Origin of the sequence: Mongoliibacter ruber (assembly GCF_003003005.1) — a bacterium.
Classification (GTDB): Bacteria; Bacteroidota; Bacteroidia; order Cytophagales; family Cyclobacteriaceae; genus Mongoliibacter; species Mongoliibacter ruber.
In genome coordinates this window covers 86,735-100,799 of record NZ_PVTR01000007.1, presented here as the reverse complement: position 1 = coordinate 100,799, position 14,065 = coordinate 86,735, and the positions used below count along the sequence as shown (strand labels likewise).

Sequence of the window (14,065 nt, the reverse complement as noted above, 5' to 3'; positions counted from 1 at the left end):
CAACCATTTATGAAAAAGATAGGAATCCTATTTGGCATGGAAGATACATACCCCCATGCTTTTGTCGAAAGAGTAAACGAAATGAATGAAAAAGGCATCATTGCGGAGCCTGTTACGATTGATAAAGTGGTTCAAAATGAACTTACTGATTACGCAGTAATCATAGACAGGATTTCCCAAGATGTACCTTTTTACCGCGCTTACCTGAAAAATGCCGCCTTGACAGGCACAGCTGTTATCAACAACCCGTTTTGGTGGTCTGCAGATGACAAATTCTTTAATAATGCTCTTGCAGACCAACTCGGAGTACCACTTCCAAACACTGTAATCCTTCCTTCGGCTGAGCATCCAACCGACACGACAGCCAAGTCTTTTAGAAACTTAAAGATGCCTTTGGACTGGGAAGCCATATTTGAATATGTAGGTTTCCCTGCTTACATGAAGCCTTATGCAGGTGGCGGTTGGAAAAATGTCTACAGACTTGAAAACAAAGAGGAATTTTTCAGCAAACATAGGGAAACTGGTCAATTGGTCATGTTGCTTCAAGAGGAAATAGTCTTTGAGGAGTATTTCAGGGTCTATTGCCTTGGTGGAAAAGCGGTCCGTATCATGCAGTATGAACCTAGGAACCCGCACCATCTCAGGTATGTAATAGATGGGCCTCCAGCTTCCAAAAAACTCTTGAAGACTGTAAAGGACTACACAATCAAGCTTTGTCAGGGTTTGGGGTATGACTTCAATACTGTAGAATTTGCAGTGAAAGATGGCATTCCGTATGCCATTGATTTTGGCAATCCTGCACCAGATGCCGACATCAATTCTGTGGGCCAAGCCAACTTTGATTGGGTGGTAGAAGAGTCAGCAAAAATGGCAATTGCCTACGCAAAAGCCCAAAAACCCGGTAAAATCAATTTGAGCTGGGGAACATTTATGAAGGATGCTGTAAGTATGGCTAAAAGATTTTAGTATGAAAAAACTTCCTGTTTTCACCCTTGGTGTAGAAGAAGAGTACCAGATTATAGATCCTAAGACCCGAGACTTGCGCTCCCACATGTCCAAAATAGTAGATGGAGCCAAAATCATTCTCAGGGAACAGGTAAAAGCTGAGATGCATCAATCTGTAGTAGAAGTAGGTACCAACATCTGTCAAAATGTAGAAGATGCCAGAAAAGAAGTTTCTTTTCTAAGAAGAAAAATTTTGGACCTTGCCGGAGATCAAAACCTCATCGTGGGAGCTGCGGGAACCCATCCTTTTTCCAAATGGCAAGAGCAGCCAATCACCGACGATCCTCGGTATGATAATATCATCAAGGAACTTCAGGATACGGCTCGATCAAATTTGATTTTTGGCCTTCATGTGCATGTCGGCATAGAAAACCGGGAAGTGGCGCTGCACATCATGAATCAGGCCTGCTATTTCTTGCCTCATATTTATGCATTGTCAACAAACTCACCTTTTTGGGAAGGTAGGGACACGGGATTTAAAGCATATAGAGCTCATATATTTGCCAAATTCCCCAGGACAGGCCTACCTGAGTATTTCGACTCTGTACAATCTTATGATAATTTCCTTGAGACCCTAGTCAAAACCAACTGCATAGACAATCCAAAGAAAATCTGGTGGGATTTAAGGATGCACCCGTTTTTCTCTACTATCGAATTCAGGATCTGTGACATGTGTCTGACAGTAGATGAAACCATGTGTATAGTGGCCTTGATTCAGGCAGTTGTAGCCAAGCTCTACAAAATGCACATGATGAATACGAGTTTCAATGTCTACCGGATAGCTCTTATCAGGGAAAATAAATTCAGAGCTGCTCGATACGGTACTGAGGGAATGATGATAGACTTTGGTCAGAAAAAAGAAGTTGAATATAAAGACCTCATGTTGGAGTTATTGGATTTTGTCGATGATGTAGTAGATGAATTGGGGAGCCGCGGAGAAATCAATTTCATCCACAAGATATTGGCAGAAGGAACAGGAGCTGACAAACAGAAAAAAATCTTCGAAGAAACCAATGACTTGGTGAAAGTAGTTGATTTTATTACCGGTGAGTTTACCAAAGGTATTTGATGTTTTAAAAAGTGTAACTCATTAATTTGAAGAAGGCAAAATAGAATTCAGTGCAGAATATAAAGTGGTAGATTTATTGATATCCACTATCTTGCGCGCTTATTCAAAAATATCATGCAGGAAAAAATCAAAGTGGCCATTTTGGACATGTATGACGGAGAACCCAATCAGGGTATGAGGTGCATTCATGATATCATCAATAGATTTTCAGAAGACCTTACTTTCAATGTCTACGATGTGAGGGGAAAAGCAGATCTCCCCGACATGCAGGAGTACAACCTCTATGTGGCTACGGGTGGGCCGGGCAATCCTTTGGAAGGAGATGGTAATTGGGAAGTGAAATTCTCCCAGTTTCTTGATCAGTTATGGGAATGGAACCTCACCTCCGAAAGAAAAAAATACATCTTATTCATTTGTCACTCATACCAAATGGCCGTCAAGCACTTTGGATTGGCAGAAATTACCAAAAGAAAGTCAACCTCCTTTGGTGTCATGACGATTCATAAGACAGATGCAGGAATGGGTGATCCCCTGTTTGAAGGTTTAGAAAACCCTTTCTGGGCGGTAGATTCCAGAGATTATCAGGTAATAAAACCACACCTAAAGAAATTCAGGACTATGGGAGCCAAAATGATCGCAATGGAAAAAATCAGAAGCCATGTGGAATACGAAAGGGCTATTATGGCGGTGAGATTCTCCCCGGAAATGGTAGGAACCCAATTCCATCCTGAAGCAGATCCTGTAAGCTTCCTCAATCATTTGAAGAAAAAAGAAATTAGGGATAAACTGGTCGAGTCCAAAGGCAAAGCCAAGTATAGAACTATGTTGGAAAGATTGGTAGATGAAAATACAATTTACAAAACCAATGAAACCCTTATTCCTAATTTTTTACAACAGTCTATCGCAAAAATAAGGCAAGAACAAGGGGTTTTACTTACTTAAATGATATGATATCAGAATTTAGAAAAAGGTTCAATGAGCTATACAGCAAGGAAATTTATACAGATTTCCTTGCTGATATTACTTCAGACTTCGATTATTTGCCTACGTTTCGAATAGCGGAAACTCCTTTTTTTATACCCAAAGAATTAAAAGAAAAACTACTTGAGGGAAGCCAACAGGTAATTGACTTTATCAAAAAGGATGACTTTAACCAAATTACCCAAAAATCACTTTTGGTAAATTCCAACGTCCCTAATCAGGATGCACATACACAGTTCTTGGCGATTGATTTCGGTATTTGCGAAGAAAATGGTGAACTGATGCCAAAATTAATTGAAGTTCAGGGTTTTCCTTCAGTCTTTAATTTTCAGTACAACCTTTTTCAGAAATTCAAAAATCACTATCCTTTCCTCTCCGAACTGACTCCATATTTCAATGGAATGGATGAGGCTGACTACTTATCTAAACTCCGAGAAACTATCCTCAATGGCTATGATCCTAAAGAGGTTATTTTGCTCGAAATAGAACCAGAAAAACAGAATACGAAGATTGATTTTTACTATTGTAACAAAGACCTTGATATCCCTATATGCTGTGTCACAGAAATCATCAAAAAAGGTGATCAATTGTTTTACAAGTCCAAAGACGGTGAAGAAATACAAATCAAAAGAATCTACAATAGGGTGATTTTTGATGAGTTGGAGTTAAGAGGAGACCTTAATCTTAACTTCAGTTTTATGGAAAAATTAGATGTGGAATGGGCTGGACACCCAAACTGGTTTTTCAGGATTTCCAAGTTTATATTGCCATATTTGAAAGGTCCCTATTTTATAGAATCCAAATTGCTAAGCGAGCTGGATGAGATTCCGGAAGATTTGGAAAATTACGTACTGAAGCCACTTTTTTCTTTTTCGGGAAGTGGGGTTATTTTTCACGTAAAGAGAGAAGATGTGGAAAACGTAAAAGAAAAGGATTTATATATTTTACAAAAAAAGGCTCATTATTCGCCTGTATTGCAAGCTCAAGACGGAAAAGTGAAAGTAGAAGTACGCATATTGGCGGTGTGGCCGGAAAAGGATGAATCCCCTACCCTAATGGGCAACCTAGTGAGATTAAGCAGAGGAGAAATGATTGGTGTCAAGTTCAATAAAGACAAAGATTGGGTTGGCGGTACTTTAGGTCTATTCGAAAAGTCATAAAAAAAGCCCATCAAAATTGATGGGCTTTCACTTAGTCAAAAGTTATTTATTTCTTTTTTCCTGATCTTCCTGAGGCTGCATCCAAGCTGGTCTAGCTTCTTTTTCCTCGAGTTTCACTAATTTACCATCTTCAAAAGTAGCCAGGACAAAGAACCTTTCTCCTCTATCTACCCTGTAGACAGTTTTCCCATTATCCAGGGTATTGATCACAGCATCTCTATTTTGCCTTAGAAACCTATTTTCTGTCATACCCTTTTTAAATTCCGGACGTGGAAGAAAAATTCCACAAGAACCCAACATTAATAAAGTCGCGATAAAAACAATTCCTCTTTTCATAATTTTATTTTTAATTCCATTCAAAAAGCTTCAAAAACTTTGCCATAATATTTTTAGTTGATGCTTAGGCAATTAGACTTTTATCCTGTTTAATATTAGTCAGCTCATTTGGAAGAAAACAATTTTGCTTTACCTTTGTGGACTAGCGGCACGACCAGCTCCTGCTGAATCCCCCAGGTCCGGAAGGAAGCAAGGGTAAGCAGTCGTAGCGGTGCGATGCCGCTTCTTTTTTTACCTTTCGTTTTTTCATCCTTCCAATTCCCCAATATTCGCTTAACTTTGTTTCTAACATCAAAAAACCTTTTAAGCATGAAATTCTTTATAGACACAGCCAACCTAGACGAAATCAAAGAAGCATACGATCTGGGAGTGCTAGACGGTGTAACAACCAACCCTTCCCTTATGGCTAAAGAAGGCATCAGCGGAGACGAAAAAGTAAGGGCTCATTACAAGGCTATTTGCGACATCGTAGATGACAACGTGAGTGCTGAAGTAATTGCCACCGATTTTGACGGTATGATCAAAGAAGGGAAAGAACTTGCCAAAATCGATAACAAAATCGTGGTGAAGGTCCCAATGACCAAGGATGGCGTAAAAGCTATCAAATACTTTCACAACGAAGGCATAAGAACTAACTGTACTTTGGTATTTTCCTCAGGTCAGGCAATTCTTGCCGCAAAAGCGGGTGCCACATTTGTTTCTCCTTTTATCGGAAGATTAGATGACATCTCTTATGATGGCTTGGAGCTTATCGAGCAGATAGTTCACATATACGACAACTACGGATACGCCACTCAGGTATTGGCAGCTTCTGTGAGACACTCAATGCACCTTATCAAGTGTGCTGAACTTGGAGCAGATGTAGTTACATGTCCATTGAAAGTAATTACAGGCTTATTAAAGCATCCACTGACTGACTCAGGTTTGGCTCAGTTTCTTGCAGACCATGCCAAGGCTGCAGGCAAATAAAAATTCTAATCCAAAACCGTGGTAATTGTACTTCGGTTTTGGATTATTATCTTCCAGCTAAAACAATTTGCCTAAATCTAGGTAATACCACAAATCAACCAACGTTAAGATTTTTTACCATGTATATTATAAAAGTAAAAGGTAAAGCTAAAATTCCAGATTATATTCAGATAAGGGATCTCAACTTTGTATTGGTCGCCTATTTCAGAGCAGACAGACCTATGAAAAATGTGGAGAAATTTGGTTTGGAAGGAAAAGAAAAAGAGCTGGAGGAGTTGATCAGCAAACTGCCATTTGGAAAACTCCAAAAACTTGAACTCTAATTATGGATTTAGGAAATCAGGCAATCATCAAAGTCTCCAATGCCCATATATTTCAGGGTAATGATGCTGTGCTTCAAAATGTGGAGTTTACTATAGAGCAAGATGAGTTTGTATTCCTCATCGGACGCACTGGAAGTGGGAAAAGCTCATTACTCAAGACGCTTTATGCTGATCTCGCACTTAAGATGGGAGAAGCAGAAATTGTGGGTTTTAACTTAGAAAAAATCAAAACTAAAGAAATCCCCTTTCTACGTAGAAAACTAGGCATTGTCTTTCAGGACTTTCAATTGTTTCCAGATAGAACCGTCGCTGAAAATCTCTTTTTTGTCATGAAAGCTACTGGCTGGAAAGATAAATCAAAGATGAATAACCGAATGATTGAAGTTTTACTCAGAGTAGGTTTGGCTGATGCTTCCACAAAAATGCCTCACCAACTCTCCGGAGGAGAACAACAGAGAGTAGTGATAGCCCGAGCATTGATCAATCAGCCCTCTATCCTACTCGCAGATGAGCCTACTGGAAATTTGGATCCGGATGTAGCCGATGGGATTTTCAGACTCTTTCAAGAAATCAATAAAGAAGGCACTGCCATTTTGATGGCCACACACAACCATGATCTTTTGAGAAAATATCCTTATAGGGTGCTCAAATGTGAAAAAGGAAAATTATTGGACAGCAAAACTGCCGATATCAGCATCAACACCTCTTTTTAATAGAGGTGTTTTTTTTGATTTTGCTATTCGTTTTTTGTAGAATTAAAGGAAAATAAAACCTGTTTGCCAGATTTAAGGTTTACATAAATATCATTCGATTATATTATGAAAAATTCAATCAAACTCATACTCAACTTTATCATAGTAGCATTTATCGCTTTTGCCTGTCAGGAAAAAGAAGATCCCGTTGATGTTGATGACGAAATTGTTGTTTCCAAGAACGGAGAAATAAATCAATGGATTCAAAGATTGATGGATCAAGGGTATTATTGGTTGGAAGACATGAAAAATCCAATTGATATCAATTCGGATCCTGAAGATTATTTTGAGGCATTATTGTTCAGGCCAACAGATAGGTATTCTGAAATTTTCCCTAACTACGATGTGATTGCCAATAGTTTACAAGGGATCAGAAGACAAGCGGGCTATGAGTTTCTCTTGGCCAGAGAAAGTCAAAACAATGAAAATGTTCTGGCCTTTATCTCTTATGTCAAAAATGGAAGCCCTGCCAAAGACGCCGGACTCAGAAGAGGAGACGTTATCACACAAATCAACGGATCTACACTTAACCTGTCAAATTTTCAAACTTTGCTCAGGACTATTTCAGATAGTCATACTTTAAGCTATCTAAGATTTAATGAAGAAGAGGACCAATACGAGCCGCAACCTGAGGTTAGTCTTCAAACTATCCAGTTATCCGAAAACCCGAATTTTCTTGACACAATTTACACAGTAGAAAATCAAAAAATAGGATATGTAGTCTATCACTTCTTTGCCAGAGGCATACCTGGACAAGAAGACCGGTATGACAACCAAATGGATGAAATTTTTGCAAAATTCAAGTCAGAAGGAATCAATAGCCTAATCCTGGACTTTAGGTATAATGGTGGTGGATCGCTGGCCAGTACATTGAATTTAGCATCTTTGATTGCACCAAATGTCACAACTCAAGATGTATTTCTTGAGCAGAAGTACAATAGCTTTCTTTCTCAATTTGAAGAATTTCAAGACGATAAACTCGAATTCCTTTCAAAAAGCCAGAATTTAGGTCCAATATTGAACGGAAACAGGGTATACATACTCACAAGTGGCCGCACAGCTTCTGCCAGTGAAATGATCATCAATGGCCTCAAACCATATATGGATGTCAAACTTATAGGCACTACTACCGAAGGCAAAAATGTAGGTTCTGCACTGCTTCAGGACACAGAAAATTCAGAAAACGATTACGGCATGCTTCCCATCATTACCATGCTTTTCAACAGCAATGGTGAATCTGATTTTATTGAAGGTTTTGAGCCAGATATTGAGGCCATAGAGCTTACCCAAAGGTTTCTAGCTCCTCTTGGAGATACAAGGGAATACATGTTGAGTTTAGCACTTCAGGATATCACAGGAGTATCCTCCGTAAATGCCAGAAGAGGTCAAGAACAAAGGATTCCTTTAGGTGATTCATTTGAGAAAAAAGCCTTTACTGGGAAAATCATCTATGAGAATTTTGAGTTTCCCCAAAAATGAGAATGAGTTTTGTGAAACTAGAGACGAGTTATGAGTAAGGATTATAGTCCGCTAAGGTACCGCTCTTCGACTTTAATGAAGCTGCTACACGTGAGTGTCCTCACTTGTAGTCATTAGCAACTCCACCGCCGTGAGTGTCCTCATTCACGGCCATTAAAGCGTTTAAGTTCTTCAACCTTCCTGGGTTTTTACTTAATTGTATACCGTATTTCTACTTTATTACGCAGTTGCAGGGAGGACTGAAGGATATGAAATTTTAATACCCTTTTGAGCTTTAAGCTCAAGACTCATAAATCCGAAGGTGCAACCTTCGGATAACGCGCCAGTTCTTCCAATAAATGGATTCTTTGGCCGTAAAAAAAAACAAAAAGCATTGAGAGCATCACTTCGCTTTAGTCCTTAGTCTTATTTCTATTGTATCCCGATTCTCTTCGTTCTCGGGATCAACGTTACACTTCGATTTCTTTCCGCCGCTGTTAGTGTCATCACTAACGGCTCTCATTAATTTTTTTCATTGGATCAACTTGATATGGTGAAAAGCGAAGCTCATCAGCGAAAATCCGCGAGATCAGTGGGATATTTATTTTTATAGCCCTGTTTTTGGCGAAAAGCTTTGTTCAATAGCAAGCATTAAGCAGCCAAAAACCAAAATCAAATTATCAACTATAATCTTCGGGTTTCAACCCGAGGCTATAAACATATGACCCCTTTGGGGTCTCAGATATTCCTACTTAGACTGCAAAAAAAATAACCACAGATATCACTGAATTAGGCTTCTTAAGGCTGTGAAAAGTTAAAAATGTTAAAGGTTGGGCGGATTGTGGGTTTAGGGGATTTCGGCGTTGTGAGTCAAAAGCGAGACTTATCTGCGTTCATCTGCGAAATCTGCGGGAAAAAAAATACTTAAAAATATGCGGGGGTCGGTTAGGGAGCCACTAAACGAAGTGAAAAAATTAACCACTGATATCACTGATAAACACAGATAAGAAAATGCATCGTAAACTTGCCTACCGGAGGGATAGATCGTCCTTCGTAAATCAAAAGACCAACGCCCCACAGACCACCAACCTTTTCCTAAGCCCTTGAACAGACTCGAACCCAATTCTAAAATCTTAAATCTACAATTTCCTCCCTCATCCCTCATCCTTTCTTCCCATCACTCGAACTTAAATCTAAAATCTTAAATTGAGTACAAATCCCTGTCATTTTGTCCGTATTTTGTTAATTTCGCATCTCGAATATGATTACACATGGAAAACATAATTAAGGACATCGATATTATTGCACCGGATGAGGCGCAAGCTTGTGATTTCAAGACAACAGTGGAAGAGAACACCGGCAAGTCCAAAAAAATTTATATAGAATCTTACGGCTGCCAGATGAATTTCTCTGATTCAGAGATAGTAGCGTCTATCATGAAAGAAAATGGTTTTGATACTACTTCTGACTTTGAACAGGCAGACGTCATTTTTCTCAACACCTGTTCTATCAGAGAAAAAGCCGAGCAAACAGTAAGGAAAAGACTTTCCCAATTCAACACTGTCAAAAAAAACAAGCCTGAATTGACCATTGGGGTTTTGGGTTGTATGGCTGAGAGGTTGAAAGACAAATTGCTGGAAGAAGAAAAGATCGTAGATGTTGTAGTTGGACCTGATGCCTATAGAGACCTTCCCAATTTGGTAGCCTCTGCAGAAGATGGCAACAAAGGGGTCAATACTTTCCTTTCCAGAGAAGAAACCTATGCTGATATTTCTCCTGTCAGATTAAACTCCAACGGAGTCAGTGCCTTCATCTCAATCATGAGAGGTTGTGACAACATGTGTTCTTTTTGTGTAGTGCCTTTTACAAGAGGTAGAGAAAGAAGCCGTGATCCTCATTCTATAGTGAAAGAAGCTCAAGATCTTTTCGAAAAAGGATACAAAGAAGTGACTCTTTTGGGTCAAAACGTTGACTCCTACAAGTGGTCACCGGAAGAAAATAACAAAGCCCGCCTCAACAAAAAAGAGGAAGTAGTATCAAAAGTAGTCAACTTTGCACACTTACTGGAAATGGTGGCCAAAATCTCCCCTCAACTTAGGGTAAGATTTTCAACCTCACACCCGAAGGATATTACAGATGAAGTGCTTTACACCATGAAAAAGTATGACAATATCTGTAAATATATCCATCTACCTGTTCAGAGCGGAAACTCCAGAGTTTTGGAATTAATGAACCGTACCTATGACAGAGATTGGTATTTGGACAGGGTCAAGGCCATCAGAGAAATCCTTGGTGAAGAATGCGGAATCTCTTCTGATATGATCGCCGGATTCTGTACAGAAACAGAAGAAGAACACCAAGACACCTTATCTATTATGGATATTGTCAAATATGATTTTTCTTACATGTTTTTCTACTCTGAAAGACCAGGAACCCTTGCTGCAAAGAAATTCGAAGACGACATTCCACTTGACGTTAAAAAAAGACGATTGGCAGAAATTATTGAGAAGCAGGCCTCCCTTTCCATGGAAAGGAACAAGCTTGACGTAGGGAAAATCCAAGAAATCCTGATTGAAGGCACTTCTAAGCGCTCTGAAGAACAATTGAAAGGGAGAAATTCAGCCAACAAAGTGGTCATTATCCCAAACAATGGTCTCAAAGCGGGAGACTATGCAACAGTCAAAATCACCGATTGCTCCTCAGCTACACTTTTTGGAGAGGTAGTATCTTAATCACAAACAATGAATATGTTTTCTGCAGCCGAAATACAAAGTGTCAAACAAAGGTTTGGAATCATCGGAAACAGTCCACTGTTGAACCATGCGATTTCTGTAGCCATGCAGGCCGCACCTACTGAAATGACAGTATTGATTACCGGTGAAAGTGGTAGTGGAAAAGAGTCTTTTTCCAAAATCATCCACTCTGTCAGTCCCCGTAAACATGGGAAATTTATTGCCATCAACTGTGGAGCTATACCTGAAGGAACAATAGACTCCGAGCTATTCGGTCACGAAAAGGGCTCATTTACTGGCGCTCATGAGGCAAGAAAAGGGTATTTTGAGGTAACTGATGGAGGTTCTATATTCCTGGATGAAATCGGTGAGATGCCATTGGGAACGCAAGCTAGACTGCTGAGGGTTTTGGAAAATGGTGAATTTATAAAAGTAGGTTCTTCCAAAGTCCAAAAAACCGATGTACGGGTAATTGCTGCTACCAATGTAAATCTTATAAGAGCAGTGGAGAAAGGGAAGTTTAGAGAAGACCTGTATTACAGGTTAAACACCGTTCCTATTTATGTTCCACCATTGCGGGAAAGAGGTGAAGACATGGTTTTACTTTTCAGAAAATTTACTTCTGACTTTTCTGAAAAGTACTCTGTCAGACCTATTTCCCTGGATGAGGATGCCAAAAAGCTACTGATGAGGTTCCCGTTTCCTGGCAATATCCGACAGCTGAAGAATATTGCCGAACAAATTTCCTTACTTGAACAAGAAAAGGAAATTGATGCTGCAACTTTGGCAAAGTATCTGCCATCAGACCAAACAAGACTTCCGGCAATTTCAGCAAGCTCCAGCAGCTCAGCAGATAACAGTGATTTCTCAGAAAGAGAAATCTTGTATAAAGTCCTTTTTGATATGAAAAAGGATATGAATGAACTGAAAAAACTGGTCCTTGAATCTTATAAGTCGGGTGGACTTAATTCTACTATTATAAACAATCATCAGGGACTATTTGAGGATATGGATAGTGGTATGCCCTTTGATGAAAAACCACATCAAGAATCATCTTCTTCGAATTTGCCCTTGGTGCTAGACCAAAACAAAAGCAAAGAATCTTCCGACGATTATGATGATGAAAATATAGAGGATATCATACACGAAGAAGATGACAATTCCCTTTCTTTGGAAAAGAAGGAAAAAGAAATGATCATAAAAGCACTTAGAAAGCATAATAATAAAAGAAAATATGCTGCTGGTGACCTAGGAATCTCTGAAAGAACGTTATATAGAAAAATAAAACAATATGACATTGATTAAGCAGTTTTTGAGAGTCACCTTTAGCCTATTGGCCGGACTGATACTTTATGCATGTTCTGTAAGTTATAGTTTTACAGGTACCAATATCAATTATGATATCATTAAATCATTCTCAGTTGAGAACTTTTTTAATGATTCTGGAGGTGGCCCCGCCAACATGGAGCAACTTTTTACGGAATCTCTCAAAGACTTCTACCAGAGGAATACGCAATTGGAATTGATTCGAAACAATGGTGACCTGCAGTTTTCAGGGTCTATCAACCGATACACCATTGCGCCTCAAGCCACTGTCTCTACTCAGGACCCCAACCTACCCGATCGTGCAGGACAAATGAGACTAACCATAGGTGTAGAAGTAGATTATGTCAATACAGTAGAAGAAGAGTATAGCTTGAAGCGGACTTTTTCTTTCTTTCAAGATTATGATCCAAGAACCACTTCCATACTTCAGGTAGAGGGACAGCTTATCGAGGAGATATTTGAAAGTATCATTCAGGATATCTTTACGGCAACAGTGGCTAACTGGTAAAATTTAGTAAATTGGAATTCAAAAAAATAAAACCTAGTGAATCCACTGCAACTTTTAGAATCAATTCAGAGAATTCATCAGCCTTCTAGGGAAGAGTTGGTCAGGTTGGTCAAACTTCATAAGGCATTCCCTTATTTTCAGATCCCAAAAGTTCTGTTAGCCAAGTATGAATTTGAAAAGCCTAGTGATGACAAGAATGACATGTTACACCATGCTGCGATAACAAGTCCTGACAGGGCTTGGTTAAAACAACTGGTTGAAAACAAAGAAGTTATTGACAAAATCATTGTACAATTCAATCCAAGACTTCAAAAGGCAATAGAAGCAAAAGGACCACAAAACCCAAACAACCTGATTGATGACCTGGATGACAAATTGGTTCCTGAGCCAAGTAAAAAACCCAATCATGCTGAAAGGAATATTTTGCTTAAGAAGTTGGGCGAGGATTTAATTCAGGCTAAAAATATAAACACCAGCCAGGAATCCAAAAAAGAGGGAAATCAAGAATCAAGTCTACAAAAAGAAGAAATACCGAAAGAAGCTGAGAGTACAAAGCAAACAGACAACCTTGTAGAAAGCGAAGACCCTGCTCCAAAAAGAAAAAAGAAAGCAAGGGGCGATGAGTTGATAGAATCTATTAAAAGAAGGGATAAAGTCGAAATCCAAGACGAAAAAAAGAAAGAACAAATAGATATAATCAAAGCGTTTAGCAAGAGGGAGATCAAGCTCGCAACCTTAAAGGAAATCGAAACACAAAAAAAACAGGATGACCTCAGCGAAAAAAGCACTAAGCTTAATCCGGCTTTAATCACAGAATCTTACGCCAATTTGCTCCTTAAGCAAGGAAAAAAACAAAAAGCCAAAGAAATTTATAAGAAATTGATGGTGAAGTTTCCAGATAAAAACACTTATTTTGCAGACCTAATTAAAGAAATAGAAGAAAATCAATCATAATATGTTTACCATTCTTATCAGCGTAATAATCATCCTTGCAGTCCTTCTTGTATTGGTTATCCTAGCCCAGGATTCCAAAGGAGGCGTGGGTGCCGCTTTTGGCGGAAGTGCTTCCCAAATTATGGGAGTAACAAAAACAGGAAATATCCTTGAAAAAGCTACTTGGGTATTGTCAATTGCCATCCTAGTACTTTCATTAAGTTCAGCGGCATTTTATAGCACAGAAAGCGGTTCAGATTTTCGCTCTCCAAATGTAGAGAATGCTAGAAAACAAGTAGTATCTCCTTCTTTCGGTGAAGGTGAAGGTTTACTTCCTTCCAATATAGAAGGACAAGACGGAGAGACTCCAATCGAAACTCCAGAAGAAGACGGTTCAGAAGATTAATTTCAATCCAGCAATATTTATAAAAGCCTGACTAGTTCAGGCTTTTTTTGTTTTTACATGGTTTGAAAATACCAATCAATTTTCAACATTATCGGATGAACAACCTC

14 protein-coding genes and 1 other RNA gene are annotated in these 14,065 nt (G+C 39.0%); 14 read left to right on the top strand and 1 reads right to left on the bottom strand.

Features of this window, described 5'->3' with window-relative positions; genetic code table 11:
- Positions 1 to 9 precede the first annotated feature (9 nt).
- From CLW00_RS12660 to CLW00_RS12645, 4 genes are all read left to right on the top strand, one after another.
- Positions 10 to 966, top strand: a complete 957-nt coding sequence (locus CLW00_RS12660) for an ATP-grasp domain-containing protein (protein ID WP_106134054.1) — start codon at positions 10 to 12, stop codon at positions 964 to 966.
- Between the two features lies 1 nt (position 967).
- Positions 968 to 2,074 carry a carboxylate-amine ligase gene (locus tag CLW00_RS12655; protein ID WP_106134053.1) on the top strand — a complete coding sequence of 369 codons (1,107 nt, stop codon included), beginning with the start codon at positions 968 to 970 and terminating at the stop codon, positions 2,072 to 2,074.
- A 114-nt stretch (positions 2,075 to 2,188) separates the two neighbouring features.
- On the top strand, positions 2,189 to 3,016 hold the full coding sequence (locus CLW00_RS12650; protein ID WP_106134052.1) for a type 1 glutamine amidotransferase: 828 nt from the start codon (positions 2,189 to 2,191) through the stop codon (positions 3,014 to 3,016).
- 5 nt (positions 3,017 to 3,021) lie between these two features.
- The gene (locus CLW00_RS12645) at positions 3,022 to 4,215 is read left to right on the top strand and encodes a hypothetical protein (RefSeq protein ID WP_106134051.1); all 1,194 of its coding nucleotides are present in this window, start codon (positions 3,022 to 3,024) and stop codon (positions 4,213 to 4,215) included.
- Between the two features lie 42 nt (positions 4,216 to 4,257).
- On the opposite strand, the gene CLW00_RS12640 is transcribed toward CLW00_RS12645, so the two are convergent.
- Positions 4,258 to 4,551: a hypothetical protein gene (locus CLW00_RS12640; RefSeq protein ID WP_106134050.1), complete on the bottom strand. Its 294-nt coding sequence runs from the start codon at positions 4,549 to 4,551 to the stop codon at positions 4,258 to 4,260.
- Between the two features lie 142 nt (positions 4,552 to 4,693).
- On the opposite strand from CLW00_RS12640, the gene ffs reads away from it, so the two are divergent.
- The 10 genes from ffs to secG all read left to right on the top strand — a co-directional run bounded on the left by ffs (position 4,694) and on the right by secG (position 13,958).
- Positions 4,694 to 4,780, top strand: an RNA gene (gene ffs / locus CLW00_RS12635) — signal recognition particle sRNA small type.
- Between the two features lie 80 nt (positions 4,781 to 4,860).
- Positions 4,861 to 5,520: a fructose-6-phosphate aldolase gene (gene fsa, locus CLW00_RS12630; RefSeq protein WP_106134049.1), complete on the top strand. Its 660-nt coding sequence runs from the start codon at positions 4,861 to 4,863 to the stop codon at positions 5,518 to 5,520.
- A gap of 119 nt (positions 5,521 to 5,639) precedes the next feature.
- Complete coding sequence (locus CLW00_RS12625) at positions 5,640 to 5,843, top strand: fructose-6-phosphate aldolase (RefSeq protein ID WP_106134048.1); 204 nt, start codon at positions 5,640 to 5,642, stop codon at positions 5,841 to 5,843.
- Positions 5,844 to 5,845: 2 nt separating this feature from the next.
- A complete protein-coding gene (locus CLW00_RS12620) occupies positions 5,846 to 6,556 on the top strand; it encodes a cell division ATP-binding protein FtsE (RefSeq protein ID WP_106134047.1) in 711 nt (236 codons plus the stop codon).
- A gap of 105 nt (positions 6,557 to 6,661) precedes the next feature.
- The gene (locus CLW00_RS12615; RefSeq protein ID WP_106134046.1) at positions 6,662 to 8,074 is read left to right on the top strand and encodes a S41 family peptidase; all 1,413 of its coding nucleotides are present in this window, start codon (positions 6,662 to 6,664) and stop codon (positions 8,072 to 8,074) included.
- Between the two features lie 1,250 nt (positions 8,075 to 9,324).
- On the top strand, positions 9,325 to 10,785 hold the full coding sequence (miaB, locus tag CLW00_RS12610; RefSeq protein WP_106134045.1) for a tRNA (N6-isopentenyl adenosine(37)-C2)-methylthiotransferase MiaB: 1,461 nt from the start codon (positions 9,325 to 9,327) through the stop codon (positions 10,783 to 10,785).
- Positions 10,786 to 10,800: 15 nt separating this feature from the next.
- Positions 10,801 to 12,090 (top strand): sigma-54 interaction domain-containing protein, encoded by a 1,290-nt coding sequence (locus CLW00_RS12605; RefSeq protein ID WP_106134044.1) that lies wholly within the window; start codon positions 10,801 to 10,803, stop codon positions 12,088 to 12,090.
- On the top strand, positions 12,077 to 12,619 hold the full coding sequence (gene lptE, locus CLW00_RS12600; protein ID WP_106134043.1) for an LPS assembly lipoprotein LptE: 543 nt from the start codon (positions 12,077 to 12,079) through the stop codon (positions 12,617 to 12,619). The genes CLW00_RS12605 and lptE overlap by 14 nt, the downstream gene beginning before the upstream one ends.
- Positions 12,620 to 12,655: 36 nt before the next feature.
- Positions 12,656 to 13,573: a hypothetical protein gene (locus CLW00_RS12595; protein WP_106134042.1), complete on the top strand. Its 918-nt coding sequence runs from the start codon at positions 12,656 to 12,658 to the stop codon at positions 13,571 to 13,573.
- A 1-nt stretch (position 13,574) separates the two neighbouring features.
- Entirely contained in the window at positions 13,575 to 13,958 is a 384-nt protein-coding gene (gene secG / locus CLW00_RS12590) for a preprotein translocase subunit SecG (protein WP_106134041.1), read from the top strand.
- Positions 13,959 to 14,065 lie beyond the last annotated feature (107 nt).

Coding starts and splice junctions, on each gene's coding strand:
- CLW00_RS12660 (WP_106134054.1), top strand. CDS start 10: ATGAAAAAGATAGGAATCCTATTTGGCATGGAAGATACATACCCCCAT.
- CLW00_RS12655 (WP_106134053.1), top strand. CDS start 968: ATGAAAAAACTTCCTGTTTTCACCCTTGGTGTAGAAGAAGAGTACCAG.
- CLW00_RS12650 (WP_106134052.1), top strand. CDS start 2,189: ATGCAGGAAAAAATCAAAGTGGCCATTTTGGACATGTATGACGGAGAA.
- CLW00_RS12645 (WP_106134051.1), top strand. CDS start 3,022: ATGATATCAGAATTTAGAAAAAGGTTCAATGAGCTATACAGCAAGGAA.
- CLW00_RS12640 (WP_106134050.1), bottom strand. CDS start 4,551: ATGAAAAGAGGAATTGTTTTTATCGCGACTTTATTAATGTTGGGTTCT.
- fsa (WP_106134049.1), top strand. CDS start 4,861: ATGAAATTCTTTATAGACACAGCCAACCTAGACGAAATCAAAGAAGCA.
- CLW00_RS12625 (WP_106134048.1), top strand. CDS start 5,640: ATGTATATTATAAAAGTAAAAGGTAAAGCTAAAATTCCAGATTATATT.
- CLW00_RS12620 (WP_106134047.1), top strand. CDS start 5,846: ATGGATTTAGGAAATCAGGCAATCATCAAAGTCTCCAATGCCCATATA.
- CLW00_RS12615 (WP_106134046.1), top strand. CDS start 6,662: ATGAAAAATTCAATCAAACTCATACTCAACTTTATCATAGTAGCATTT.
- miaB (WP_106134045.1), top strand. CDS start 9,325: ATGGAAAACATAATTAAGGACATCGATATTATTGCACCGGATGAGGCG.
- CLW00_RS12605 (WP_106134044.1), top strand. CDS start 10,801: ATGTTTTCTGCAGCCGAAATACAAAGTGTCAAACAAAGGTTTGGAATC.
- lptE (WP_106134043.1), top strand. CDS start 12,077: ATGACATTGATTAAGCAGTTTTTGAGAGTCACCTTTAGCCTATTGGCC.
- secG (WP_106134041.1), top strand. CDS start 13,575: ATGTTTACCATTCTTATCAGCGTAATAATCATCCTTGCAGTCCTTCTT.